Source organism: Cyclobacterium salsum, from assembly GCF_010119245.1.
Classification (GTDB): domain Bacteria; phylum Bacteroidota; class Bacteroidia; order Cytophagales; family Cyclobacteriaceae; genus Cyclobacterium; species Cyclobacterium salsum.
Map to the genome: position 1 here is coordinate 418,628 of NZ_WNKG01000002.1, position 24,813 is coordinate 443,440.

20 protein-coding genes are annotated in these 24,813 nt (G+C 45.0%); 11 read left to right on the forward strand and 9 right to left on the reverse strand.

All coding sequences use genetic code 11. From position 1 onward, the window contains the following. Positions 1-34: 34 nt before the first annotated feature. Positions 35-1,444 (reverse strand): tagaturonate reductase, encoded by a 1,410-nt coding sequence (locus GJS45_RS04405; protein ID WP_162340246.1) that lies wholly within the window; start codon positions 1,442-1,444, stop codon positions 35-37. Between the two features lie 3 nt (positions 1,445-1,447). Beyond that, positions 1,448-2,512: a LacI family DNA-binding transcriptional regulator gene (locus GJS45_RS04410; protein WP_162340247.1), complete on the reverse strand. Its 1,065-nt coding sequence runs from the start codon at positions 2,510-2,512 to the stop codon at positions 1,448-1,450. Between the two features lie 259 nt (positions 2,513-2,771). Here GJS45_RS04410 and GJS45_RS04415 point away from each other — a divergent pair, with 259 nt between their 5' ends. The 6 genes from GJS45_RS04415 to GJS45_RS04440 all read left to right on the forward strand — a co-directional run bounded on the left by GJS45_RS04415 (position 2,772) and on the right by GJS45_RS04440 (position 11,220). Continuing rightward, positions 2,772-4,184, forward strand: coding sequence for a putative oxidoreductase C-terminal domain-containing protein (locus GJS45_RS04415; protein WP_162340248.1), 1,413 nt, complete (start codon positions 2,772-2,774; stop codon positions 4,182-4,184). A gap of 20 nt (positions 4,185-4,204) precedes the next feature. Next, a complete protein-coding gene (locus GJS45_RS04420) occupies positions 4,205-5,473 on the forward strand; it encodes a prolyl oligopeptidase family serine peptidase (RefSeq protein ID WP_162340249.1) in 1,269 nt (422 codons plus the stop codon). 10 nt (positions 5,474-5,483) lie between these two features. After that, positions 5,484-6,686, forward strand: a complete 1,203-nt coding sequence (locus tag GJS45_RS04425; protein ID WP_235954589.1) for an alpha/beta hydrolase family protein — start codon at positions 5,484-5,486, stop codon at positions 6,684-6,686. A 2-nt stretch (positions 6,687-6,688) separates the two neighbouring features. Further along, positions 6,689-7,561 (forward strand): sugar phosphate isomerase/epimerase family protein, encoded by an 873-nt coding sequence (locus tag GJS45_RS04430; protein WP_162340250.1) that lies wholly within the window; start codon positions 6,689-6,691, stop codon positions 7,559-7,561. Between the two features lie 30 nt (positions 7,562-7,591). Then, entirely contained in the window at positions 7,592-8,965 is a 1,374-nt protein-coding gene (locus GJS45_RS04435; protein WP_162340251.1) for a Gfo/Idh/MocA family protein, read from the forward strand. A 152-nt stretch (positions 8,966-9,117) separates the two neighbouring features. Further along, positions 9,118-11,220 (forward strand): alpha/beta hydrolase family protein, encoded by a 2,103-nt coding sequence (locus tag GJS45_RS04440; protein WP_162340252.1) that lies wholly within the window; start codon positions 9,118-9,120, stop codon positions 11,218-11,220. A 114-nt stretch (positions 11,221-11,334) separates the two neighbouring features. On the opposite strand, the gene fbaA is transcribed toward GJS45_RS04440, so the two are convergent. Further along, a complete protein-coding gene (gene fbaA / locus GJS45_RS04445; protein WP_162340253.1) occupies positions 11,335-12,396 on the reverse strand; it encodes a class II fructose-bisphosphate aldolase in 1,062 nt (353 codons plus the stop codon). 196 nt (positions 12,397-12,592) lie between these two features. Here fbaA and GJS45_RS04450 point away from each other — a divergent pair, with 196 nt between their 5' ends. Continuing rightward, positions 12,593-13,456 (forward strand): type 2 periplasmic-binding domain-containing protein, encoded by an 864-nt coding sequence (locus GJS45_RS04450; protein ID WP_162340254.1) that lies wholly within the window; start codon positions 12,593-12,595, stop codon positions 13,454-13,456. Positions 13,457-13,646: 190 nt separating this feature from the next. Here GJS45_RS04450 and GJS45_RS04455 read toward each other — a convergent pair whose 3' ends face one another. Next, positions 13,647-14,441, reverse strand: a complete 795-nt coding sequence (locus GJS45_RS04455) for an NIPSNAP family protein (RefSeq protein ID WP_162340255.1) — start codon at positions 14,439-14,441, stop codon at positions 13,647-13,649. A gap of 175 nt (positions 14,442-14,616) precedes the next feature. Here GJS45_RS04455 and GJS45_RS04460 point away from each other — a divergent pair, with 175 nt between their 5' ends. The 3 genes from GJS45_RS04460 (at position 14,617) to GJS45_RS23775 (ending at position 17,464) form a co-directional block, all read left to right on the forward strand. Next, positions 14,617-15,564: a UDP-glucuronic acid decarboxylase family protein gene (locus tag GJS45_RS04460; protein WP_162340256.1), complete on the forward strand. Its 948-nt coding sequence runs from the start codon at positions 14,617-14,619 to the stop codon at positions 15,562-15,564. Between the two features lie 300 nt (positions 15,565-15,864). Continuing rightward, positions 15,865-16,272: a response regulator transcription factor gene (locus GJS45_RS04465; protein WP_162340257.1), complete on the forward strand. Its 408-nt coding sequence runs from the start codon at positions 15,865-15,867 to the stop codon at positions 16,270-16,272. Next, entirely contained in the window at positions 16,265-17,464 is a 1,200-nt protein-coding gene (locus GJS45_RS23775; RefSeq protein WP_162340258.1) for a sugar transferase, read from the forward strand. Before GJS45_RS04465 ends, GJS45_RS23775 begins: the two co-directional genes overlap by 8 nt. Here GJS45_RS23775 and GJS45_RS04475 read toward each other — a convergent pair. Then, positions 17,446-18,684 (reverse strand): glycosyltransferase, encoded by a 1,239-nt coding sequence (locus GJS45_RS04475; RefSeq protein WP_235954590.1) that lies wholly within the window; start codon positions 18,682-18,684, stop codon positions 17,446-17,448. The genes GJS45_RS23775 and GJS45_RS04475 overlap by 19 nt on opposite strands. A gap of 90 nt (positions 18,685-18,774) precedes the next feature. Between GJS45_RS04475 and GJS45_RS04480 the strand changes: the two genes are divergently transcribed. Next, positions 18,775-20,013: a glycosyltransferase gene (locus tag GJS45_RS04480; RefSeq protein WP_162340259.1), complete on the forward strand. Its 1,239-nt coding sequence runs from the start codon at positions 18,775-18,777 to the stop codon at positions 20,011-20,013. 8 nt (positions 20,014-20,021) lie between these two features. Here the strand turns inward: GJS45_RS04480 and GJS45_RS04485 are convergent, their stop codons facing one another. The 4 genes from GJS45_RS04485 to GJS45_RS04500 are packed head-to-tail and all read right to left on the reverse strand — an operon-like array spanning position 20,022 to position 24,810. Then, complete coding sequence (locus GJS45_RS04485; RefSeq protein WP_162340260.1) at positions 20,022-21,353, reverse strand: oligosaccharide flippase family protein; 1,332 nt, start codon at positions 21,351-21,353, stop codon at positions 20,022-20,024. Beyond that, on the reverse strand, positions 21,350-22,483 hold the full coding sequence (locus GJS45_RS04490; RefSeq protein WP_162340261.1) for a glycosyltransferase family 4 protein: 1,134 nt from the start codon (positions 22,481-22,483) through the stop codon (positions 21,350-21,352). Before GJS45_RS04490 ends, GJS45_RS04485 begins: the two co-directional genes overlap by 4 nt. Beyond that, positions 22,467-23,390, reverse strand: coding sequence for a glycosyltransferase family 2 protein (locus GJS45_RS04495; RefSeq protein WP_162340262.1), 924 nt, complete (start codon positions 23,388-23,390; stop codon positions 22,467-22,469). Before GJS45_RS04495 ends, GJS45_RS04490 begins: the two co-directional genes overlap by 17 nt. Beyond that, entirely contained in the window at positions 23,383-24,810 is a 1,428-nt protein-coding gene (locus GJS45_RS04500) for an O-antigen ligase family protein (RefSeq protein ID WP_162340263.1), read from the reverse strand. Before GJS45_RS04500 ends, GJS45_RS04495 begins: the two co-directional genes overlap by 8 nt. Positions 24,811-24,813: the final 3 nt, after the last annotated feature.

The window sequence follows — 24,813 nt, forward strand, 5'->3', positions numbered from 1 at the left end:
CTTCTCATCTAGAGAAGCCGTTTTTGGTTATCCTTTATTCCTGGGCTAGCAAGGCATTTATTTCCTTGATCAGGATTTCACTGAGCCCTGGGACCAGATTCAGGTCTTCGTCCCAAAAATCAATTCTGGAAAGTACACTACCAACGAGGTCTTCCGGCGTTTTGATCTTCCATAATTGATCGAAATAATGTAGGTTTTCCTCCTTATCCCTCAGGGGAATAGGCTCTCCTTTGTAATGCCCTCGGTAGAAAACTAATAGCGCAGCAAAGGCTTTACACAGGTTTGGCGGCAACTGGTCCTTTTTTTGGATATACTCCAACAGCGAGGGGAGCACCCGTACCTTCCATTTGGCGATGGAATTCAAGGATATGTCCATCAGCTTGTGTTTGATAAACGGATTCCTGAATCGATCCAGCACATCGGCAGCAAAAGGTTCTAACAGATCGGGAGACAAATCCATGGAAGGGATGATTTCTTCAAAAATGGTTTTCTCCACAAATTCACTGGTTTCGGAGTCGTCCATCGCTTCCTTGACTAAACGCTGTCCATTTAGATAAGCTACCGGTACCATACTGGTATGGGCACCGTTTAATATCCTTACTTTCCGTGTGCGGAAAGGACGAAGATCGTCAACAAATTTCACGTTTAGCCCCAGTTTCGCTACCGGAAAAGCCTCTGGAAGCCATTCGGGTCCTTCTATGGCCCAAAAGTGAAATGGCTCAGCTATTACCAGCTGCTCGTCCCTAAACCCAAGTTGCTGCTGGATTTTTGGGGCTGCCTCTACCGGGAATCCGGGTACGATACGGTCCACCAAGGTATTGCAAAAAGAATTATATTTCACCAGCCAATCTTCAAAGGAACCGGGAAGGTTCCAGAGATTGGCATACCTGAGGACGTTTTCTTTGAGTTTATCTCCGTTGGATTCCACCAGTTCACAAGGAAGGATTACCAGGCCTTTCTCAGGGTCTCCTTTAAAATGGGTAAAACGCTGGTAAAGCATTGCTGCCAGTTTTCCGGGAAAAGCATCGGGTGTCAGCGTGCGGTCCATGTCCTTTTCTTCAAAATAAATCCCAGCTTCGGTAGTATTGGAAAAGACAAACTCCAATTCCGGCTCGTTACCCAACGCCAAAAATGCGGGGTAATCGATATAAGGGTTAATAGCACCTCTTACGCATTGAATCAACCTGTCTTCTTCGACGGTTTGACCTTTTTGGAAGCCCCTTGTAAGCAGGTGATACAGGCCATCCTGGGCATTGATCCCGGCTGCCGGTTGGCGACTGTGTACCTGTACCATTTGAATGTCACCATTAAAATCTGTTTTCTCATTCAGCAGGTCTACCATCCAATCAGCGAATCCCCTCAAAAAATTTCCGGTACCAAACTGGACTATTTTTAAAGGTCTGCTTTGGTCGGAGGGAATGTTTTTTCTGTGTAAAGGTTTCATAAATTATTCAGGATTAGTTGAGTTAGTATTAAGTTGGATATTTGGAATTCTGCTAGAGGAGGTACGAATGATCAGGTTAGCGTCCAGGACTTTTTTAATCCTGGGTTTTGGCCTGGGATCACCGTTGATCATTTCAAAAAACAGGGCGGCTGTATTTTCGCCAATGGAAATGGCTTTCTGATCGACTGTGCTCAGTGCAGGTTCAGTAAACTCCGTAAAGGGTTCATTGCTAAAACCAATCAGCCCCACTTCTTGTGGAATCTTTACCTTATTTTTTTTCAATTCCTGCAAGGCACCCACAATGGCGTAATCACTTGCCGAAAAGATGGCATCAAACCCAAAACTCTGATCCAAAAGAAATCGCGCGCTATTCCGCCCCCCATCCAGCTGCATGTTGCTTTCTACTACCATCTTCGCATCAAAATGTATACCATTATCCAGCAATGCTTGCCTGTATCCGCGTAACCTTTCCAGGTAAATTTTGATTTTCATATGGCTGGTAAAATGAGCAATGTGCCGGTATCCTTGGTCGATAAGATGGTTGGTAGCTTGATAGGCAGCGGAATAGTCATCGATTATTACCTGATTCACATCCAGTTCGTCCGTGGTTCGGTCAAAAAACACCAATGGAATTCCTTTTTGGATGACGGACTCAAAATGTGCAAAAGAATGCGTGTTTTTTCCCAGGGAAACCATGATTCCATCCACCCGGGCATCTAACAGGGCATCGATCGTTTCAACCTCTTTTTTATAATCGTCATAGGATTGGCTGATCATGACTTTGTAATCCCTGGCATTGGCATATTCTTCTATACCTCGGACGATGGACGAGAAAAAATTTCGGTTGATCGTTGGAACAATAATGCCAATAAGCTTACTTTTCCCGTGCCGGAGGGCCGCGGCAATTCGATTGGGCTTGTAATTGATCGCCTTGGCAGCTTCCAAAACCATTTTCTTTGTAGCAGGACTTATTCTGGGATGATTGTTTAATGCCCGTGAAACGGTAGAGGCGGTGACCCCCACCTCCATGGCGATGTCATGTATGGTAATTTTTTCTTTTTTTTTCATTGGGCAGTCCAGGAAACCAAAAATAGCAAAACAGCCCTGAGACCGTTTAAAATGAATATTAAGGAAATAATCCAGTAAATGCAATCGATTGCGCTATTATATGTTTTATTCTTTTGTGATATTCTTTATATTTAATCCTTTATTAAACCGTTTCTTAATTCTTATTCAGGAAATGAAAGTGCCTATGCCGTGAATACCATAAAAAGTACTGTGGTAATTGATTTAATCTCATTAAACTTTAATATTTAAAAATACACTTATGAAATTCAATAGTAAATTTTGGTCACCTGTTGCTGCCTCAATTTTACTTTTATCCATCTCATGTTCCAACGAAAAAAATGTGGAAGAAGAAGTGAAAACTACCTTTAACGGAGAAGAAAACGAAATCAAATTATTAACCTTAGACCCGGGACATTTTCATGCCCACCTGGTTAAAAAATCCATGTACGAGCAGGTCGATCCAAAAGTACATGTTTACGCCCCAGACGGTCCGGAGTTAGAGGCTTACCTGCAAGCCATAGAAAGCTTCAATACGCGGGAAGAGAACCCTACCAGTTGGCAATTGGAAGTATACAAGGGAGATGATTTCCTGGAAAAAATGATTCAGGAAAAGAAGGGAAATGTAATGGTGACAGCCGGTAATAACCGGGAAAAGACCGCAAATATCAAGGCTACCGTAGATGCTGGGTTTCATGTGCTGGCAGACAAACCCATGGCCATTGATGTTGCCGGGTTTGAATTGCTCAAAGAAGCGTTCGCGTCGGCCAGTGAAAACAACGTGTTGCTCTATGATATTATGACCGAACGGTTTGAAATTTCGACGATCCTTCAACGTGAATTTTCCATGATTCCCGAAATATTCGGTACCTTGGTGGAAGGAAGCCTGGAAGACCCCGCGATCACCAAAGAAAGTGTGCATCATTTTTACAAGCAGGTTTCCGGCAAGCCGCTGATTCGACCGGCCTGGTTTTACGACGTGAGCCAGCAGGGAAATGGGATAGTGGACGTAACTACCCACCTGGTAGACTTAGTGCAATGGGAAAGTTTTCCCGAAACAGTTATTAATTATGAGACCGACATTGAAATGCTTGAGGCCAGAAGATGGACCACGGACCTGAGCATGGAACAGTTTTCTCGTTCCACCGGTTTGGACGCGTATCCGGATTACTTGCAAGGGGTAGTAGAAAACGACACCTTAAAAGTGTATGGAAATGGCGAGATAAACTATAAAATTAATGGAATTCATGCCAAGGTATCCGTAATCTGGAATTACATCGCACCGGAAGGGTCTGCCGACACCCATTATTCCATTATGAGAGGAACCAAATCTAATCTGGTGATCCGGCAAGATGCGGAAGAAAATTACACTCCGGAATTATACCTGGAACCAGTGGAAGGAGTGGATCCGGAAGCATTTGAAACGACGGTTCAGGAGCAGGTCAGCAACCTGTCCGGTAAGTTCAGTGGACTCGATGTAGTGAAGGTAGAAGGGAAAAATTCCTGGCGAATAGTCATTCCACAACCATTCAGGACGAGTCATGAAGATCATTTCAGGGAAGTAACAGAAGCGTACATCCAATACCTCACCGAGGGGAAATTGCCCGACTGGGAAGTTCCTAACATGTTGGCAAAATACTATGTCACTACCAGGGGGCTTGAATTGGCTCAATAATTTGCAGTAGCAATCTGTACATGGAAAATGAAAGAAGAGAATTTATAAAAAAGGCTGGCCTGGTTGGGGTGGGGCTGACAGGAGGGATCTCTTTCCCCGCTGCCCTCGCAAACGCTCCAGCCCAAACCCAAACCGAAATGAACCGTGCCGAACAGAGTATTATAGGACCTTACGGCCCTTGGTTGGATCGTGTCATGAAAAGGGAATTACCATCCCTCTCATTTCGTAATGATTCGTTTACTGATCTGAACGAATGGAAATCCCTTGCTCTTAGCCGTACCAGAGAAAGGCTGGGCATACCGGCGTTGGGGGAGCTACCCCGCATGAAGGTCCATGATTCTCACGTGTACGATGGGTTGCAGATAGAGGAAGTTTCCTGGCAGCTACCCTACGGACGTCCTACGAAAGCACTTATTTTGAAACCGGAGGCTGCTACCGGTAAATTACCAGCTATCCTTGCGTTTCATGACCATGGAGGGAACAAGTATTTTGGCCTCAGGAAAATAACGAAAACAGGAAAAGGTCAGCACGAATTGATGTCAAGTCATCAGGATCATTATTACGAAGGAAAAGCCTGGGCCAATGAGATGGCCAAACGGGGTTATGTGGTCATGATACCAGATGCCTTTACCTTTGCCAGCAGAAGGGTATTGTTGGAAGATGTTCCCGAAGATCAACGCTCCGGATTGTCCGACAGGGATCCGGAATCCCCTCAATCCATTGAAGCTTACAACCAATGGGCCGGTCAGCACGAGCATGTAATGGCCAAATCGCTTTTTTGTGGCGGCACTACCTGGCCGGGGGTGTTTTTTGCAGAGGATCAGGTGGCGCTGGATTTGCTTTTGGCTCGTCCTGATGTAGACGAAGAGAACGTAGGCTGTGGCGGATTATCCGGAGGCGGTCTACGTACCGTTATGATGGCCGGTTTGGATCACCGAATCAAATGTGCCGTTTGTGTGGGATTTATGAGTACCTGGACTGACTTTATGCTAAATAAAGCCTATACCCATACCTGGATGACTTACGTTCCCCGCTTACCGGAGGAATTGGATTTTCCAGAAATTCTGGGGCTGCGGACTCCACTACCAACCTTGGTTTTAAATGACGAGCAGGATCAATTGTACACCTTACCCGAAATGAAAAAGGCCGATCTGATTTTGCAGGAGGTCTTTGAAAAGGCTGGAGCAGCGAATAGGTACAAGGCCTCCTATTATCCGGGCCCACATAAATTTGATCAGGCCATGCAGCAGGAAGCCTTTTCCTGGTGGGACAAATGGCTGAAAACCTAAAAATAACTTCATGAAAAATAATCCTATTACCCAAATGGCGAGTGCCCTGCTGGTTCCCTTTTGTTGGCTACTGCTATCCATCACTGCCGCCGAGGCCCAAAAAGAGGCGGATGAGATGCTTTGTGTGGGGGCGCACTGGACCGAAGAGGAAGGAGCCGCATTCCTTCAAATGATGCGGGAAGAATACAAAAGTGAAAGGGCCTGGGATAAACGGGCCAAAGATATTCGAAAACAGATTCTGAAGGGAACGGAGCTACAGCGGATGCCTGAAAAAACGGCCCTGAATCCTATTCTGGGAGAGGTGCGCGTACATGAGGGTTATCAAGTTCAAAATGTAGCCTTTGAGAGCCTGCCAGGGGTATATGTGACGGGAAGCGTTTACATGCCCCTCGAAAATTCTGGAAAATTGCCTGGCATCTTAAGTCCGCACGGGCATTGGGATCAGGAAGGGGATGTCGGACGCTACCGGGCCGATGCCCAAAAACGATTCGCTTCCCTGGCACGAATGGGAGCCATGGTCTTTGCTTACGATGCCGTGGGCTACGGGCAGCAAAAGGAGCTGGGTTGGGAGCACCGTGCCGATGGAGAAGTGCTCAAGATGCAGCTGTGGAACAGCATTCGAGGGGTTGATTTTATCCTTTCCCTGGGCGCGGATCCCGAAAGGCTGGCCGTTACCGGAGCTTCCGGTGGGGCTACCCAATCGTTTTTGCTGGCGGCAGTGGACGATCGAATTGACGTGGCTGCACCGGTGGTAATGGTCTCGGCTCATTTTTTTGGTGGATGTGTGTGTGAAAGTGGCATGCCCATTCATAAATCCAAAAATTTTCAAACCAATAACGTGGAAATTGCTGCTCTGATTGCTCCCAAGCCCTTGCTATTGGTATCTGTAGGAGGGGATTGGACCAAAAACACCCCGGAGGTAGAATATCCCCACATTCAATATATTTACAATTTGAAAGGAAAGCCGGAAAGGGTACAAAATGTACATATACCAGAAGATAATCACGGATACGATGCCAAAAAGCGACAAGCGGTTTATCCCTTTCTGGCCAAACATTTGGGACTTGATCTTTCAAAAGCCTTGCATGCCGATGGGAGTTTAAAGGAAGCGGATGTAGTGTTGGAAGCGCAAGAGACGCTGTATCCTTTTGATGACAATAACCCCTTTCCTGAAACTGGAATCACCTCTATTTTTAATGTAAAATGGAACTAGAAATGAACAACAAGCAAACCTACAGAAGGGACTTTCTTAAAAAGACCCTGGTATCGGGATTGGCACTGAGTACCTTGGGAGCCTGGTCCGGCAACGCTTCTTCCATGAAATTTGGCCTGGTGACTTATTTATGGGGGAAAGACTGGTCCTTACCAGAACTGATTGCCAACTGTGAAAAAACGGGGTATCAGGGGGTCGAATTACGCACCGAGCATGCCCATGGCGTGGAGGCACACCTGAATAAAAATGAAAGAAGGGAAGCCCGAAAACGGTTTGCGGATAGTCCGGTGACCTGTATCGGGTATGGAAGTAACTTCGAATACCACAGCCCGGAGCCCGCTGTCCTGATCGAAAACATTCAGCAAACCAAAGCCTATATTCAACTTTGCAGGGACATTGGTGCCACCGGGATCAAGGTAAAACCCAATACCTTGCCGGAGGGAATTTCCCGGGAAAAAACCATCGCTCAAATTGCTAAATCGCTGAGTGAAGTAGGGGAATATGGAGCTGATCATGGACAACTGATTCGGGTGGAAGTGCACGGACGAACTACTCAGCAGTTACCGGTGATGAAGGAAATATTTGATCAGGTAACTTCCTCAAATGTAAAAATTTGTTGGAACAGCAACGATACGGATCTGATGGATCCTGGGTTGGAAGCGAATTTTGCCATGGTAAAAAAGTGGTTGGGAGATACCACTCACGTCCGGGCTTTCAACGAGAATTCCTATCCCTATCAGAAGCTTTTCCGCCTATTGGATGGTGCTGCCTACCAGGGATGGGTATTATTGGAAGCGCATAGCAATCCTGCAGATAAAATAGCTTCCATGCAAGAGCAGAAAGTACTCTTCGAAGGGTTCATGGAAAACATGTGATTTTTAAAAAGAATAAACCTAAAACTAAATATGTCAGAAAGAAGAGAATTTATTAAAAAAAGCCTGCTGGGTAGTGCGGGCATTGCCATAGCGGGAATGAGCATGAGTGCGAAGTCCTACGCTAGCATTATGGGTGCCAATGATCGGATGCATCTGGCTGTTATCGGAATCCGGGGACAGGGAACCAACCATATCAACCAATTTTGTAAACTGAAGGAAAGCCGGAATGTAGTTATTAAAACCTTGTGTGATGCGGATGAGAATACCTGGGCCGAAAAAGTAAAACTGGTAAAGGATAGCGTTGGAGACACGCCGGGTACGGAATACGACATGAGAAAGGTCCTGGAGGATCCGGAGGTAGATGCGGTTTCTTTTGCGACCCCAAATCACTGGCATGCACTGGGTACGGTATGGGCCTGCCAGGCAGGTAAAAATGTCTACGTGGAAAAGCCGGCCAGCCATAATGTATATGAAGGGAGAAAGATGATCGAAGCAGCGCGAAAATACAACCGGATTGTACAGGTAGGATTTCAGAATCGCTCCATCCAGAACGTAATGGAAGCCATGAAATTTTTACATGACGGCAATATTGGAGAGGTGTATATGGCCCGCGGATTGTGCTATAAGCCACGGAATTCCTTTGGTATTTCAAGGGACAGTGCCCCACCGGAAGGCCTTCACTATGATTTATGGCTGGGTCCAGCTCCTTACAGGGCCTACAATGAGAAAAAAGGCCACTACAACTGGCACTGGCATTGGGATACCGGAAATGGTGATACCGGTAATCAGGGTCCCCATCAATTTGACATTGCCAGATGGGGTTTGAATAAAAATGAACACCCCGTATCCGTGTATTCTGCGGGGGGAATTTACGGGATTACTCCCCAAGAGTGCTCGCAGGAAACACCTAATACGCAGACATCGCTCTTTACCTACGATGACGGAAAAGTGCTGGAATTCGAAACCCGGGGCAGGTACACCCATGGGGAATCTAGTCTGGGAATTAAGATAGGAAACATGTTTTACGGGACGGATGGCTACCTCGAACTGGATGGCAGTACCTGGAAGGCCTTTCGAAAGGATGAAAAAGAGCCTTTTGCCAGCTCCCAGAAAGCACAGGCTGAAACCTCGGGAGGATCCAATGTGTTGGCAGCCCCGGGAGGATCCGAACATTATGCTAACTTTCTGGATGCCATCAGAGACGATAAAAAGGAAAGCTTGCATTGTGATATCCGGGAAGGATACTATTCTTCTGCCTTGCCCTTGATTGCAAATATCTCTTACCGTCTGAAGAGAGAATTGAAATTTATGGGAGAGTATGAGAAATTTGCCAATGATACAGAGGCAGATACCATGTTGACCAGACCCAGCCGGCCACCTTATGTGGTTCCGGAGCAGGTTTAATTTCAGGCAGGATAGAAACAAAGGGGAAGACAAGATGTCATTCCCTTTTGTTTTTTCGGCTTTAACGGTTCTGCCGGATTTTTCGAAATGTACCGAAAAATGTTGCTTTGTATGATGAATCAAGTATTACCAATTCTGTAACCCATTTTCTTATGAATCGCATATTCTTCACCTTATTGATTTTTCTCTTTCTTGGTTTTTCAAGTCAGGCTCAGGAGGATTTAAAGGTCATTCAATCGCATTGGGTCAGTTTTACGGATGGTCCCAATGCGCTTTACAAGCATCAGGCAGCGCAGGCCTTTAAGATGCTGGATGCCAGAGAGAAGGCGGTAAAGGAATTGCATTCCCTTGAGGACTGGAAAGGTTGGCAGAAACAGGTTGAAAAAACATTGATGCAAGTAGTGGGACCTTTTCCGGAAAAGACTCCACTTCGCCCAGAAATCACCCGAACGATCCAAAAGCCCGGCTATCGGATGGACCATCTGGTCTTTCAGTCTCAGCCTGAGTTTTATGTTAGTGCCACTCTGTTTATCCCGGATGGATTAAAATCGAAAGCCCCGGCCATTATTTATTGTTCGGGACATGCCCTGGAATCCTATCGAAGTGTTACCTACCAGCATGTGATTTTGAATCTGGTAAAAAAGGGGTTTATCGTATTGGCTTTTGATCCGGTAGGTCAGGGAGAACGACTCGAATACTATGATTCCGCTACGGGAAAGCCTACCATTGGCGGACCAACCAAACAGCATTCCTATCCGGGTGCACAGGCTTTTATTTCGGGCTCCTCCCAGGCAAGATACATGATTTGGGACGGAATCAGGGCAGTTGATTACCTGATTTCCCGGCCTGAAGTGGACCGGGAAAGAATAGGCATCACCGGCAGGTCCGGCGGAGGCACCCAAGCAGCTTACATCGCTGCCTTTGATGATCGTATTTATGCTTCAGCACCTGAAAATTACCTTACTAATTTTAGGCGGCTATGGTTAACTCACGGGCCACAGGATGCCGAACAAAATTTCTATCGGGGGATTGCTTCCGGGCTGGATCAGCCCGACTTGCTGCTGGTGAGAGCACCTAAACCTAATTTGCTTATCGCCACGAGCAGAGATATTTTCAATATTGAAGGGGCAAGAGAAACGGCAAAGCAGGTAAGCCGGATTTACCAGGCTTTCGATGCGCCGGGTAATTTTGCCTTGGTGGAAGACGACGCTGGTCATGCATCTACTCAAAAAAACAGGGAGGCCATGTATGCCTTTTTCCAAAACCATTTAAATCTCCCTGGGGAGTCATTGGATGAATCGATAGATACCTTAAGCAACGAAGAACTCCAGGTCAGTCCAAAAGGACAATTACTGGAAACGTACCCGGGAAAGACCATACAGCAACTCAACCTGGAATTCCTTTCGGATCAACCTACCGGAACCCTGGAGGAACGGGTTGCGGATTCAAGGGAATTATCCGGATACCTGGAGCCGGTGGGTACATCGGAGCGAATGATGACTGGCAGGTACCAACGTGACGGATATACGGTAGAAAAGCACCTGATAAAAGGAGAGGGGGAATATTGGATTCCATTTTTGCTGCTGGTACCGGAGGAGATTACCGCTGAAGCGGTACTCTACTTGCATCCCGAGGGTAAAGCGGCCGATGCGTCGGTCGGGGGCGAGATGGAAGCTTTGGTAAAGGAAGGAGCCATGGTCATGGCACCCGACTTGTTGAATACGGGGGAAATGGGAAGCGGTGGATTCAATGGGGACTCTAATTTCAAAGGAAATTCCTATAACCATTGGTTTGGCAGTATTCTGATTGGACGGAGTCTGGTAGGTCTGCACGCCGGGGATGTCAATCGACTTGCAAAGACGTTGCAGGAAGTATCCGGAAATAAAACCATCAAAGGCCTGGCTAAGGGACGCATGTCAGCCGTTCTGCTGCATGCAGCAAATTACAATGAGGCTTATTCATCGATTGCGTTAATCGACCCCATGGTATCCTACCGAGCGCTGGTGCAAGAACGAAACTACGACCCTTCCCTGATTCCTTTTGCCGTGGCCAACTCGGTAACCCATTATGATTTGCCTGATTTGTTGGAAAACCTGGCGGACAAAAGACCCCTGGTATTGCAGGTCGATGCCGTGACGCCTTCTGAGGGTCAATCCCTGTTGCCGGAACGGGCAGCCATGGAAAAGATCAATGTAATTCAAACCGTTGATCTTGAAGAAAGAAGCGGTTATTTGAAGCAATGGCTGCAACCTTGATTTGGACAAGGACAATATCAATTTGATCTATGTATCGGGCTGGTTGCCCCTAAAACAGTAAAAGCTACCCCGCATTCTAAGGGGTAGCTTTTACTTGGTTATCGCTTGTCCGTTTTAATTACGGTTAATGGCGTTCAGCATATCAAAGGCCAATTCCAGTCGTTTCCCAAAATTTTCCTCCCCTTTACGTAGCCAAACCCGTGGATCGTATGATTTTTTATTAGGGTTATCCGCGCCCTCGGGATTTCCCAGTTGCGTCTGAAGGTATCCTTCTTTTTCGTGGTAATATTTCAATACCCCTTCCCAGAAGGCCCATTGCAAATCTGTATCGATGTTCATCTTGATAGAACCGTATCCATTTGCTTCCCGGATCTCTTCCACAGTGGAACCTGAACCGCCGTGAAATACGAAGTTTACAGGCTTACCGGTAGTTCCGAATTTTTTATTGATAAAATCCTGCGAGTTTTTTAGGATATCCGGCCGAAGTGAAACGTTGCCGGGCTTGTAGACCCCGTGTACATTTCCGAAGGCAGCAGCGATGGTAAACATGTCACCCACCTTGTTTAGCTCTTCGTAAGCATAGGCCACTTCCTCGGGCTGTGTATAAAGTTTGGAGCTGTCTACATCGGTATTATCTACGCCATCTTCTTCTCCACCAGTCACCCCCAGCTCTATTTCTATTGCCATCTGAAGTTTTGCAAACTCTTTGAAGTAGTCTACCGAAATGGAAATATTTTCTTCTAACGACTCTTCTGACAGGTCCAGCATGTGCGAACTAAACAAAGGCTTTTTAAAGGCTTCGTAATAGGCTTTTCCTTCGGCTAGTAGGCCGTCAATCCAGGGAAGCAATTTTTTGGCCGCATGATCCGTATGCAAAATTACCGGCACTCCGTAAACTTGCGCCATTTTTTGTACGTGCATGGCTCCGGAAACCCCACCTGCGATAGAAGCCTGTTGTTTGTCATTGGGCAAGCCTTTTCCGGCAAAAAATTGAGCGCCCCCATTCGAAAACTGGATCATCACAGGAGAATTGACTTTTTTTGCCGTCTCCAGTACCGCATTTACGGTATTGCTGTTGATACAGTTTACAGCTGGCATTGCAAATTCACTTTCTTTGGCATAGGCCAACAGGTCTTTGAGCTCTTCGCCGTATTTTACTCCAGGTTTGAATTTCATAAGGAATGGTTTTTGATTAATGATAGTAGGATTCTATTTCAGGAAGAAATAAAGAATCAACATGCAAAGATAATAATACCGCGGAACAATTGCCTTATGATTTGCATGAAAATAACCGATTTGCCAAAGAATGCTAGTGGAAACACGGTTTTAATCTTTATTAGAAACTATAAAATTTCCTTTTTATCTTTGATTTATGGAAAAGATAACCATCACCGGAGTACCAGAACATTTTAATTTCCCTTGGTTAAAGTTAGTAGAAAAGCAACCATTTTTGGAAGAGGATATCCAACTAGTATGGGAAAATGAATCCAAAGGCTCCGGAGCCATGAACAAAGCCATCCGGGAGGGAAATACGGATCTGGCGATTATTCTTACCGAAAGTTTCGTAAAGGACAAAATTGAAGGAAACCCGGGAAAAATGATTGGTTTTCATGTAGAATCGCCTCTTGTTTGGGGAATTCATGTACCTGGAAACTCCAAATTGGAGGAGGTTTCTGAATTGAAGAACGTTCCTTTTTTGGTAAGCAGAATGGGTTCCGGTTCCCATTTGATGGCCTTTCTTCTGGCCAGAGAGCATGGCTGGGACACAGCGGACATAAATTTTGAAATTATTGGAAACCTGGATGGTGCCATCAAATCGTTTAAGAGTGCCAATCCCAAAGCCTTTCTTTGGGAAAAATACACCTCCCAGCCCCTCGTATCAAAGGGTTGGTTCCGAAGGATCGGTGAAATACCTACTCCCTGGCCCTGTTTTGTGATTGTGGCCTCCGATAATTTTCTAAAGAATCACCCGGGGCTCTCCGACAGGCTGCTGAATGCCATTTATGACATCAACACGGGCTTGATGCAGGATAAAAAAGCAATTGCTCCGACGATTCAAAAAAACTATCACCTGGGTTCCGAGGATGTGAATAAATGGTTGGAACAAACTTCCTGGGCTACCTCAAAGGAGATTCCTCCGGTACATTTGGAGCGCACCATGAAAATTTTGGCTGAGGTAAACCTGATTCAAAAGACCCTTCCGGTTAGTGCGTTTATTGCAGCAGAAAGGCCATAAAAAAAGTGCTGTCCCGAATCGGAAACAGCACTAAGTAACTACCTTAAATTCGCTGGATGATCTTATTCACATCTGATAAAGAAGAATTAAACCTGTCAGGTTTCATCTACTTGAAGTGTGTTGTTGCTTGAATAGCAACAAAAACCTGACAGGTTTGCAGATTTTAGAAACTACCTTAATTATTTAATATTTAAATATCCGAATAGTCAGTCGGTTGAAGCAGGCGGGTATCGTTTCTGGACACCGTATTCCGGTATTCTTCCAAGTCTTTCATGGCTTCCCAGTCAGGATCGGTCCGAAAGGCATCCCAATGAGCATTCCGGTCTTCCATGTTTTCGAAGGTGGTCAGATACATCAGGTTTGGCATATTCGCACCCGCCAATGTTTCTGCGTAGAAAACGGGATTAAAATCAAGTTTGTCAAAAATGTCAATTTCACCGCTATTAAACATTTTTACTTTTTGGCGGTAAAGCCTTTCTGTGGCGGCTTCATAACTTCTGAGTTCATATACCCGTTCGGACATGGGGGCAGTCAGATTTGGTGTGGCCATTCTTGGGCTACCAGTAAATGCCTGAAGCAAAGCCGTCTCAAGACGCTCAAAAGGAGCCTTATCATGGGCGGCATGTATATAATCGTTGCCTGCATTCTGGTAGGTCTGGTCTTTATCCAATTTTCCCTGAAATTGAAAATACGCTTTTGAATTTTTGAATGGGAGCAGTACATAAATTTTCGTTCCGGCATCCTCTTCAGAACTCAGCGGTTTAAATACCCCTACATTGCTCAGACCAGCCCGGTGCGCTGCAGGTATAAATGCTGTTTTCAGGTATTCATCCACCATTTTTTCCTGGCTTTCGTTGGCAATATGGTAGATTTTTAATTCGTAAAGGTCTCTTTTTCCATCCTGTGCCTGAGATAGTGAGGAGCTGGTTAAAGTAAACAGTAGCAAAAGGCTTCCGGCAATCAGAAGAGGGCAATTTTTTAGCATGTTATATTGAGTTTTATGTGTTAAGAAAATCCATACTAGGGATTCTTTACATAAATGTAAATAAAAATCAAACTACTTTAAAAAAAAACGATAGCAATGGCAAATAAATTATTATTTTTGGTTTTTGCTTCTGTTGAATGACAGGTTTATATTTTGAAATATTTATTTTAAAGAAATGAAACGGATTTTAGTAACCGGAGGGGCTGGTTTTTTAGGTAGTCATCTCTGCGACAAACTTTTAGGTGAAGGACATGAGGTTCTTTGTGCCGATAATCTTTTTACAGGAAGAAGAAGAAATATCCACCACCTACTGGACAACAAAAATTTTGAATTTCTTCGGCATGATGTGACATTGCCCTTGTATGTTGAAGTGGATGAAATCTATAATCTTGCTTGTCCTGCCAGCCCGGTACATTATCAGTTTGATCCGGTACAAACGACTAAAACAAGTGTGATTGGTGCCATTAACATGCTGGGACTTGCTAAGCGATTAAAAGTAAAAATCTTACAGGCTAGCACCAGTGAGGTATATGGAGACCCGGAGGTGCACCCTCAACCAGAATCCTATAAGGGAAGTGTGAGTGTCACCGGCCCGAGGGCCTGTTATGATGAAGGTAAAAGATGTGCCGAGACCTTGTTTTTTGACTACCACAGGCAGCAAAAACTAAATATAAAAGTCATACGGATTTTCAATACTTACGGACCACGCATGCATCCTTCCGATGGGAGGGTGGTGAGTAATTTCATCGTCCAGGCATTGAAAGGAGAGGACATTACCATTTTTGGAGATGGAAAGCAAACTCGAAGCTTCGGATACGTGAGCGATTTGATTAGAGGGATGCACTCGATGATGAATAGTCCTAATGAGTTTATTGGACCGGTGAATATCGGCAACCCAGTGGAATTTACCATGTTGGAGCTGGCGGAAAATGTGCTGGAATTGACAGGGTCCAAAAGCAAACTGAAATTCCTTCCCTTGCCACAAGATGATCCCATGCAACGGAAGCCAAACATCGATTTGGCCAGGGAAAAACTAGGATGGGAACCCAAGGTGCATCTCAAAGAAGGCCTGGTAGAAACCATCCGGTATTTTGATCAGATTTTGAGTGAAGGGCATTATTAGTCAAGCTATTTATGAGGTTAGGGGCATTGTTTTTCTGCAGAAAGGCAATGCTTTTTTTATGCATAGTTTTTTAGTTGAATGAATTTGTTTATTTGCATCGCAATCGACTGTTTCTTTAAACACTGATTTTAGTTTTTTGGATTATAAATTTTGTATTTTATAATAAATCGAAATAAAAATTAATTTATGGACAATAATAATTTGTTTTTATTTAAAAATAATCATTAAAACCTTTTTTTATTTGTTATGTGATTACTACCTTTATTAAGTAAAAATTCATCACCTATAATACCTGTTGCCATGAAAAGCACTTATAAAATTTTTGCAATCGATGATGAGCCTTCGGTATTGCTGATCATCAAACATTACTTTAATGAAAAATTTGAAGTCAGTGTTTTTAATAAGCCTGCTGATGCTATTGCCACCATGCATGAAGGAAATTTGCCGGATATTATTATCTGTGATTTGAACATGCCGGAAATAAGCGGGACAGAGTTTGTGGAGTTGATCCGGTCTAGTGGTTTTTTTGAGGCCATTCCTTTAATCGTTCTTTCTGCCACAGAATCTTCGGAAAAGAAGATCGATATTTTAAACCTGGGAGCGGATGATTTCATGGTGAAGCCCTTCAACCCAAAAGAATTGGAAGCTCGGATAAATTCTATTTTGAGAAGGACTGGTAAACCAGCATTGGAATCCATTAATGGGTGATACGATACCAAAGATTGCGTTGATATCTGAAAATCAACAGCTAGTGGAGGTAGTTAACCAGGCTCTTACAGAGGTATTTGAGATTGCTACTTACTCCAATGGTATCATTTTTTACAACCAGCTGTCTCAGGCTAAGTCTGAATTTGCAATGGTTATCAGCGAATCCTCCATGAAGGGGGTTCACGGACTCCCGCTGAAGCATACCATGGAAAAGCTGGGTTTTGGCCATATTCCATTTTTTTTAGTGGTAGACCAGGCAAGCCGTGAAGACATTCTTCAAGCCGTAAGGCAGGGTATTTCTGATTTTATTTTCAAGCCCATTGACAAAAGAAAGTTGTTGACCCGATTGCAATTTCAGATCAGCCATCCGATTCAGAAAATAAAGGAATCGAAAATTACTCCCCTAAAACAGTATAAAATCCCAAAAATAAAACGGCTATTTGATATCCTGCTTTCCGGTTTGATATTAATAGCGTTGTCCCCTTTGTTTCTAGTAATTGCCATTTTAATAAAACTGGAATCCCGGGGACCGGTTTTCTATTATTCATACCGGGTTGGCACTGGGTACACCATTTTTAAGTTTTACAAATTCCGCTCAATGGATCCCGATGCAGATGCCAAGCTCCAACAATTAAAGCACCTGAATCAGTACCAAAAGCCGGAAGATAATAGCTCGCAAGAGGTAAAGGCGGCGGGATCGACTGCCGTAAAAGAGCTTTGCGAATTCTGCGAGCAAGCCGGAGGTGGCTGTCTTCAGCCACTGTATGACGATAATAAGATGGTGTGTGAAAAACTCTTGTTAGCTAAAAAATCTGGTAATCAAGATGCCGCCTTTATTAAGATAAAAGATGATCCCAGAGTCACCCGGATTGGAAAGTTTATTCGGAATACCAGTATAGACGAGTTGCCCCAACTTTGGAATGTCCTGAAGGGGGACATGTCTCTGGTTGGAAATCGCCCCCTTCCATTATACGAAGCGGAGAAAATAACTACTGACAAATATGCCCTACGATTTCTGGGTCCAGCTGGCATCACCGGACTCTGGCAAGTAGAGAAAAGAGGAAGAGGGGAGATGTCGGAGGAAGAGCGACTAAGCCTGGACAATGATTACGTCAAAAATTTCTCTCTCTGGTTTGACTTGAAAATATTGCTTCGGACCATTCCTGCTCTCTTTCAAAGCGAAAACGTTTGATTTAGTAATTCCCAAAACAGGGAAACCCGCCCCTCCCAGGTATTTTTAGAGGCTTCCTGATACCTTTGCAGGCCTTTTTGGGGAGTATCCGATTCCAATTCCTCGGTGATGGTCCGGCTAAAGGATAGGGCATCTTTTTCAAGACGGATGAGGGGAGAAAAGGATTGAATATCTTCCGAGAATGGTGTGGCCACGATAGGCTTGCCGGAGGCCAGGTACTCATTGATCTTCAGTGGGTAAATGCTTCTGGTAACCTCGTTGCAAAGAAAGGGTAGGATCAGCACATCGAAATGTGCCAGGTACGAAGGAAGTTGTTCTATTTTTTTTGGTCCGGTGAAATGCAGATTGGGTAACTTGTCCAAATCCACGTTTGTATGTCCCCAATGGTTTCTCGGTCCTACCAATACCATGCTTTTTTCGGGATTGTTCTCGCAAATGCCCTTCAAGAGCTCGTAGTCAATCCGATGGCAAATATTGCCGGTGTATCCAATGATAGGTCTGGGAAGGTTTTTTAATTCATCCGGTAAAGGGATTTTGTTTTCAAAGGCTGATTTGAATAAATTGAAATCTGCGGCATTTGGAAAATAGGCCACATTTTCTCCAGATAGTTGTTCCAGATCCTTTTGGAGCAATCTGGAAGTAGCCAGGCTTAGCCGGGCATTTTTTACGGCCTCAATTTCAAGGTAGGAACCATGCTTCCGGAGGTAAGGCTCCAGGGCTCTTATGTTATCGCGGGATTGGTAAACAAAGGCTTTGGGAGTGAACCTTTTCGGCAAGCTGCTCAGGTAAAGTGGGTTAAAGGAATTAAAAAAAATAAAATCTGTAATAGTTAATTTTAGGAGCCCCTTTTGAATGCTTTTGCTCAATCGCCGATTATTCCACCCCGCAAGCAGGCGGTATAATTTTCCCGGAGGCAGCCAATTAATGGGAAGCATCAGGGGAGGGGTCAACGCAAAAAGATTGGTATGGTATTCGGTAAGCGGAGTCAGGCAATTTTTTCCATAAAGCAAGGCAGGTATTCTCGCTTTGAGATGTGTTTTTTTTCTTTCCCGGATAAAATCAATAAGTGTAAATGGGTAATCCACATAAATGACTACCTGATTTTGGGCAAAGGTTTTGGCCAGAGACCAGGAAGCCGAGGAAAAGTCTCCATCCCATCGGGACATGCTGGTCATTACAATGGGAAGTTGCTTGAATTCATTAATCGAAAAATTGCTCATAAAAAAACCGTTATTTTAGCCTTGCACCTGTCGCATTCTAAGGAGTAAATTGTAAATTTAAAATAAAAATAACCATTAATTTTTGATGCTTTGATCTTGTTTGAAATTATTGTCTGGCTTTGTTGTTTTTATCTTCTGTTCCCCCTTTTTAGCGGTTTGCTGGCGGTCCTCAGGCCAAGGGAAAATCTTCGGGAGAAGCCTTTTTCAGCTAATTTTGCCTGTATTATCACCGTTTACAAAGAAAAAGATATTGCCTGGCCATTGGTAAGGGCTTTACTGAAACAGGATTATCCCCATTATCAGGTATACCTGGTGGCGGACGGGATCGAGGAAACGTTAGAAAACCAGGTTCAGGATGAAAAACTTACCCTATTTCAGCCGAAGCCTTTTTTAAATAGTAAAGTGGCTTCCATCGCCCTTGTTTTGGAAAAAATGAAAAAGACGCACAGCCATGTGGTCATATTCGATCCGGATAATCTGGTGCCTACCCATTTTCTGGGAGTGCTCAATCGCTATCATGCTGCGGGGTTTCAGGCAGTACAAGGGAAGCGGATCGCAAAAAACACCTCGGGTACCTACGCTGCCCTGGATGCATTGGGCGAGTATTACTATGATTTTGCGGTTCGGAATGTTCCCTACCGTTTGGGCTCCTCCTCCACGATTGCCGGTTCAGGGATGTCATTGGAGAGAGAAATCTACCAGCAAAACATTTCCCTTGAAATGCAGGTGTTAAAGGAAAAGGGGTTGGTCGTGGCGGAGGACAAATCCCTGCAGGTGCAGCTAGTGGGAAGTGGCATCCGAATAGGGTATGCAGCGGCAGCAATCGTTTTTGATGAAAAGATTACGGCTGCTACTCAAGTCGGTAGGCAAAGGAGCCGGTGGCTAAACAGTTATTTTGGCCAGATTCCAACTTCATTCCGGCTTCTTTTGAAAGGGTTGGGTTCCGGGGATTGGAATCGTATCTACTTTGCGGTAATGGTCTCCATGCCCCCCATGGTCATATTGGTAGGAGTAAGTTTGCTGCTCCTTGTTGCATCATTGTGGATGAAGGTAAGTTACTTTTTTCTTTTGGCGGGTTGTTTGATTTTGTTTGCGTTGGGTTTTCTGACCCTATTGGCATGGAACCATACACCTATGGAAGTTATTAAAGCCATCCCAAAAATACCTCTTTTCGTTTGGGGCCAACTGTCCGGCATGCTGAAAATACGGAAAGCCAGCAAAGATTTTATGGCTACCAGTCATCAGGAAATCACCGAAATGGAGCCGCTTTGGGAAAAACGGCAGCATGAATTCAGCCATCTGCAGGCATGGTGGAAGGAATTGCGATAACGATCAATTTATGGTTTTTGGAATTTTTCCATGAGGGAGGTCACTAATGTTGGGTAGGCCCGTGCCGCCTGTACCCAGCAATGGGTAAATCGCATTTTAATGTATCTATTGAGGACCAGGTGTTTGATTAAAGCGGTACAAAAAACCGCCAGAACCAACCCGTAAGCAGCTCCCAGTAAGCCTACCCAGTGAATGAAAAACCAACTCAATCCCGCGCCATAAATCAAGGTACCAAAAACCATTAGCATATTGATAAAGGGCTTGCCTATGGCATCTAAAAAGACACCAGACTGCCTGTCAAAAGGCTTGATCAGTGCCAGAAAAGCCATGATTCGTAAAAAAGGAACCGCATCCAGGTAGTTTTCTCCTGCGATAAATAAAATGATGTAATGCGCAAATACCAGACAAAATAACCAAAAGGGGAATGTCAGGCTAAGCATCATTCCGGTGGTCTTTTCATAAAGGTGGCCAAGCTCCTTTGTTTTCCCAGTGTCGTGGGCTTCTGCTGCCTTTGGGTAGCTAATGGAGGCAATGGAATTAACGGGAATCTCCACCATGTTCAATACCCTTCCGGCCGTATTGGCCATGGCTACCTGCACCGGCGAGAGCAGGGCTCCGAGTAGAAATTTATCCAGTCCATTCGTAAGCATGGACACCAGATTGGTTCCGAATACGAATTTCCCAAAGTGAAATATTTTTGCCAGCCAGTATTTTTTTACCCGCCATTGAAAACCGAAATAGTGCCGGACCTGATAGGCGGACATCAGGGTGGCTATCAAAAAAGCGGCATTATGGTACCAGGCAAGATGAACCAGGGATAGTTTATAGTCACTCAGGTACCCGATCAAAATTACCAGAAAGAAGGGTAAACTTTTACTGATTCCTGCCAGGAAATAGGCCTTGAAATCGTAACTGGCCTGCATCAAAACCAGGTTATGGGTATGGAGTACCAGCACGGGGAGCACCCAGGCATAAATCGTTAATATCGTCGCTAGTTTCGGAGCATTGAATAGATCAGCGATTGGATGAGCGGCCAGGACAAGTAGTGCGAGAATCAGGAAACTAAGCAAGGTATTGAGCAAAAGTGCGGCCGATTGGATTTTTCGTTTTACAGCCGGGTTCTTCCCTACAATGAATTTGATCATTCCGTTTTGGATAAAGCCGTTCCTGGCCATGTCCAAAATGGAAGTAATGGTGATGAGCAGTACCCAAACGCCAAAATCCGCTGGGGAGAAAATACGAACCAGAAACATGAATCCAACAAACCCCAGCAAAAAATCCACCCCTCGGTGCATCATGGTAAAAAAGCCGCTTTTTAGCCAATATTTTTTATCGCTCATGTCCGCTGGAGTATTTCCTGGTAGTTGGCCAATGTGGTGGCGGCACCCTTTTTATAATCAAACAGGGGAGGTCTTTCATTTCCTTTTTCTATTAATTTCTGCCGGATGTCTTCATTTTTCAGAAGTTGTTCAATGCCCTGTTGGATACTCTCCGGATCAAAAGGGTCAACCAGCAGGGCGGCATTTCCTGCGACTTCGGGCATGGAAGAGGTATTGGAAGTGATTACCGGACAGCCGCAGGCCATGGCTTCCAGGATCGGTAACCCAAAACTTTCACGAAGAGAGGGATAAAGGAACAGCACGGCTTGGCTATAAATGGCTGGGAGGTCTTCATTGGGAATGTAACCGGTCAGGTGGATTTTAGAAAGTAGCTGAGGAGCTCCGATATCGGAAAGCATGGATCGAAGCACTTCCTCTCCAATATCAGGCATGACCAAGTCGGGAAAAGACTCGGCTGACGAATTCAAAAGTGCCAGACTTTTCAATACTCCTTTTAGGTTCTTTTTTGGATCGGTATTTCCTAAAAAAAGCATGAAGGTTTTCGGTAGCTCATATGTTTCCCGAACCTCCTGCTGCTTGGAAAGACTTTGGGGCTTAAAGTGGCTGGCAACACCGTTATAGACAACAGCTACCGCCGAGGAATCCAATCCGAAATGCTGGATAATTCTACCCTGTTCGTACGCCGATACCGTAAAAATCCCGGCCGCTTTTTTCACCACAGCCGGCACATTCCACCGACGGTAAATGTTCCCCATTCGTTGGTACCAGCTACCCTCTTTCAGGTTTATTTTTTCCAGGTAGATGATATCATGAAGGGTTATGACGAGTTTCGTTTGGCAAAATACGGGAGCCGTATTACTGGTGCAATGCAGTAGATCAAGTTCGTATTTTTTTACTGCCCGGGCCAAATGATATTGTTCCCAAATGGGGTAGGGAGAAGCGGGGAGGGGGATAATGGTGAAATTATCAGTTGGCTGAATTGGAGATGAATCTTCCGTTTCATTTACAAAGATGAAATACTGGTTTTCGGTATCTATTTCCTGCAAATTGCGAATCAGTGCAACGGCCACCATATCCATGCCGTGTCTTTTTTTACGAAAAATTCGTTGTGCCTCAATGCCTATCCTCATGCTGAATTAAATTTAGGTTTTCATTAATATTTTGCATCAATAAGCCCTCTGCAAAGCCCTTGACATACGTTTTAGCATGGGCCCATTCCGACTGTACCAGATACATAAAAAGATTTTTGGGCAAGGCGATGGCCAGGTAATAAAGACCAGTAAAAAAGAATAAAGGCCAGGTTACATTTCTGCGTAAAAAAAGCCAACGATTTCGGCTCATGTAGTAGGTTTTCAACAAGGAGTTTTTTCCCACACTCATGGACTCTTTGTGTAAAATGTATGTCTGTGGCTCGTACCAGAGGGTATAGCCCCCATCCTTGATTCGCTCGCAATAATCCATTTCTTCGTAATACAGAAAGTACAATTCGGCCATCATACCGATCTTCCGCACCACCGATTTGGGAATAAACATGGCGGCTCCATGAGCCAACTGGGTGATTTCCGCTTTTTGATATTGTCCCCGATCTTTTTCCTGATACCCTTTTCCTTTGCCTCTGCCCGTAATCGGATTGATGGCTGAAAATCCGGCAAATTGAATGGTGTCGGGTTCGTCGTAGTACAGGATTTTTGGACAAACCAGTCCGATAGTTGGGTCTGAAAGGGTGCGCTCAAGCAGTACATCCAGAATGTTTTCGGCGACCTCGGTATCGTTATTGACAAGGAAAAAATAATCGCCATTTGCCGCCTCCATTCCCCGGTTGTTGCCCCCCGCAAACCCTTCGTTTACCGGGTTTCGGACTAGGATGGTGTTTGGGTACCGATCGAGAATCGCTGTCGGGTCTTCCTTTGAGGCATTGTCAACAACAATGATTTCTAGCCGGGGATAGGTAACCTTCTGAAACGAGGCCAGAAAATCAAGGGTATGTGTCAAACCATTATAATTAATGGTAATGACAGAGATCAGCGGTTTATCCATTTTGATCCGATTTTGTTAAGTTGTTTTCCAGTTGTGGAGAAAGATAGAAGTAAGCCCAGGACATGTACAGTATGATTCCCGTGGGCATTTGCCCCAAAAGTGGATTCCCTATGGAGGCGGCGGCAATTCCGGCATACCCTGCGAGCAGGGCAAATAATTTCTGTCTTAATTGGGGGCTCTTTACTTTCCAAATCCGAAAGAGGGCCATGATCCCGATAAAAGCCAGTATGGAGACATGCAGGTAAAGCCCAACAATCCCCAATTCCGCCCAGATTTTAATAAACCAGCTGTCGTTGGGTGTCTCTGCCAGGAAAGTACCAGGACTAAAGCGTTGTCCCCAAAAACCAGAGGTACCGACACCTCCCCCAAAAGGCCTGTTTTTCAGGTATTCGGAAAACTTCGCTTTGTTGGACAGCCTAACATTTAGCGAAGCGTCGTTGGGGTCCAATGCAGAGCGCAATCTGCGTATTTGATAATTTTCGTTCCCTATGCTGGTAAACTTTAGAAAGATAAATACCATGGCCAGTGCCGCTAATCCCATGGCCATGAGCTTAAAATTTTTTGATGCAAAGAGGTAGGCCAGGGTTCCCGCTACCGGCACCATCAACGCTCCTCTTGTTCCGCTCATTATCATCATGTAAAAAAACAGCAAGGCGCAACATCCGAAAAAGATCCGGTACCTTGTCCGGAAAGGCCCCAATGCCAGTACCAGTGCAATCATCCCGGAATGGGCGATTCCAGCTCCAAATTGGCCCGCATCCGAAAAAAAGCTGAATACCCTCAGGTTGCCAAATAAGACGTGGGTGGATCTGGATCCCTGGTCCAACCATCGGTTTTCAGCAAAGTCTAATCCAATGTAATATTGCCTTAGCCCCCAGAATGAAGCCAGTATGGAAAACAGAAAGATGATTTTAAGCAACCGGTCAAGGTCTTTTTGGGTATTGGCATAGAGTAGGGTGAGGGGCACGGTCAACAACATGTAAAGTGCCGTTCCCCGGACGGCATACACCCAGGCGGTAATGCTTCTGGCCTCGGGGTTGAAAATTTCTGCCACATTGTATCCCATCCAAATGAGGGTTACCGCCATCAGTGGATTTTTTAGGTAGGAGAAGTCGGTCTTGACACGGGTATGAAAAACAGCACTCACTAGAACGGCTGCGAGCGCGAAGTCTACGGTTAATCCCAATGGCAGACTCGGTACATACCTACTCGCCCCGATGGACACGAAAGCAAAAACCAGGGCGGTGTACAAGCAATGGGCAGGGTGGCCCATCATGAAGATGCCAAGCCCCACTCCCAAGGGAATAGCAAATAAGGTTCCTATTCCGAAAATCCCGGTCTGAACCACCCACAGGCTGACCAGCAGGGATAAGACCAGTACTGTCAGCGGAAAGGTTAGTTGAATACGGGATAGATCCATAGG

Excerpts from the sequence above, each read along its gene's own strand:
- GJS45_RS04475 (WP_235954590.1), bottom strand. The coding sequence starts at position 18,684 with ATGAGCAATTTTTCGATTAATGAATTCAAGCAACTTCCCATTGTAATG.
- GJS45_RS04495 (WP_162340262.1), bottom strand. The coding sequence starts at position 23,390 with ATGGATAAACCGCTGATCTCTGTCATTACCATTAATTATAATGGTTTG.
- GJS45_RS04465 (WP_162340257.1), top strand. The coding sequence starts at position 15,865 with ATGAAAAGCACTTATAAAATTTTTGCAATCGATGATGAGCCTTCGGTA.
- GJS45_RS04435 (WP_162340251.1), top strand. The coding sequence starts at position 7,592 with ATGTCAGAAAGAAGAGAATTTATTAAAAAAAGCCTGCTGGGTAGTGCG.
- GJS45_RS04500 (WP_162340263.1), bottom strand. The coding sequence starts at position 24,810 with ATGGATCTATCCCGTATTCAACTAACCTTTCCGCTGACAGTACTGGTC.
- GJS45_RS04440 (WP_162340252.1), top strand. The coding sequence starts at position 9,118 with ATGAATCGCATATTCTTCACCTTATTGATTTTTCTCTTTCTTGGTTTT.
- GJS45_RS04410 (WP_162340247.1), bottom strand. The coding sequence starts at position 2,512 with ATGAAAAAAAAAGAAAAAATTACCATACATGACATCGCCATGGAGGTG.
- GJS45_RS04420 (WP_162340249.1), top strand. The coding sequence starts at position 4,205 with ATGGAAAATGAAAGAAGAGAATTTATAAAAAAGGCTGGCCTGGTTGGG.
- fbaA (WP_162340253.1), bottom strand. The coding sequence starts at position 12,396 with ATGAAATTCAAACCTGGAGTAAAATACGGCGAAGAGCTCAAAGACCTG.
- GJS45_RS04460 (WP_162340256.1), top strand. The coding sequence starts at position 14,617 with ATGAAACGGATTTTAGTAACCGGAGGGGCTGGTTTTTTAGGTAGTCAT.
- GJS45_RS04425 (WP_235954589.1), top strand. The coding sequence starts at position 5,484 with ATGAAAAATAATCCTATTACCCAAATGGCGAGTGCCCTGCTGGTTCCC.
- GJS45_RS04455 (WP_162340255.1), bottom strand. The coding sequence starts at position 14,441 with ATGCTAAAAAATTGCCCTCTTCTGATTGCCGGAAGCCTTTTGCTACTG.
- GJS45_RS23775 (WP_162340258.1), top strand. The coding sequence starts at position 16,265 with ATGGGTGATACGATACCAAAGATTGCGTTGATATCTGAAAATCAACAG.
- GJS45_RS04450 (WP_162340254.1), top strand. The coding sequence starts at position 12,593 with ATGGAAAAGATAACCATCACCGGAGTACCAGAACATTTTAATTTCCCT.
- GJS45_RS04485 (WP_162340260.1), bottom strand. The coding sequence starts at position 21,353 with ATGAGCGATAAAAAATATTGGCTAAAAAGCGGCTTTTTTACCATGATG.
- GJS45_RS04430 (WP_162340250.1), top strand. The coding sequence starts at position 6,689 with ATGAACAACAAGCAAACCTACAGAAGGGACTTTCTTAAAAAGACCCTG.
- GJS45_RS04405 (WP_162340246.1), bottom strand. The coding sequence starts at position 1,444 with ATGAAACCTTTACACAGAAAAAACATTCCCTCCGACCAAAGCAGACCT.
- GJS45_RS04490 (WP_162340261.1), bottom strand. The coding sequence starts at position 22,483 with ATGAGGATAGGCATTGAGGCACAACGAATTTTTCGTAAAAAAAGACAC.
- GJS45_RS04415 (WP_162340248.1), top strand. The coding sequence starts at position 2,772 with ATGAAATTCAATAGTAAATTTTGGTCACCTGTTGCTGCCTCAATTTTA.